Annotated in this window: 1 protein-coding gene; it reads right to left on the bottom strand. The window is 43.9% G+C overall.

Going from position 1 to position 768, the window contains the following annotated elements; genetic code table 11:
• Positions 1-112: 112 nt before the first annotated feature.
• Complete coding sequence (locus tag JWH17_RS23240; protein WP_205225086.1) at positions 113-358, bottom strand: (deoxy)nucleoside triphosphate pyrophosphohydrolase; 246 nt, start codon at positions 356-358, stop codon at positions 113-115.
• Between the last annotated feature and the right edge of the window lie 410 nt (positions 359-768).

The following is a 768-nucleotide window of genomic DNA, read 5'->3' as shown; positions in this document are numbered from 1 at the left end:
TGAAAAAATAACAGCGTCGCTTCGCTCCGACCACCTGGCCAGTTTCACTGGAATAGGTGGCCGGAATCACGTGGACTGACTGGCCGGTTTCGACTGGAATGGGTGGCCGGATTCAGTGGAATACGCAAATAGCCCCGTGGTCGTAATGATAGGCCGATGCGCAGTAAAATTCCCCGACCTGAATCTCAACCTTGAACTCTTCACGCAACTCCCTTTTAAGGCATTCTTCGGGTGTTTCACCTACCTCAATTTTACCACCGGGAAACTCCCATACCCCTGGCAATGAGCTATTCGGCCCCCTCCGCGCTATAAAGACCTTCCCCTTATCAATGATGATGCCGGCAGTCACTTGTTTCATGATCTGGACAGGAAGTTCTTAATTGTAGATTTTAGGTTCATGTTTCAGTGCCCCCCTTGTGGAAAATAAGGCCAACTCTCAGGAATCGTTGGAATTCAAATTTTGAAATAGAGGTCGATAAAAGCAAACATTCATAGGAAATATCTGGACTTTTTCAAGGCAAAGATTTGGGGCAAAGGATAACTTTTTTGACCAGTTCTGTTAAGGGTTTCTCGAATAATTACTACAGCAAAACAAGCGCAAATAGTGTTTTAACTGTCTGAAATATTGATATTATGTTATACTTTTCCATCATCTTCTAAGCCGTTTTTTACTTGATGGAGCCGATATGTTTCAGCCAGGATTCTTCGACCTTGATAATCGGATGCGTAAAATCGACAGCAACGGTGACCCTCTTACCAAAATTAATC

The organism is Desulfogranum marinum (assembly GCF_016918565.1).
GTDB lineage: Bacteria > Desulfobacterota > Desulfobulbia > Desulfobulbales > Desulfobulbaceae > Desulfogranum > Desulfogranum marinum.
The sequence above is the reverse complement of the archived record's forward strand: the minus strand, read 5'-3'. Positions and strand labels throughout refer to the sequence as shown.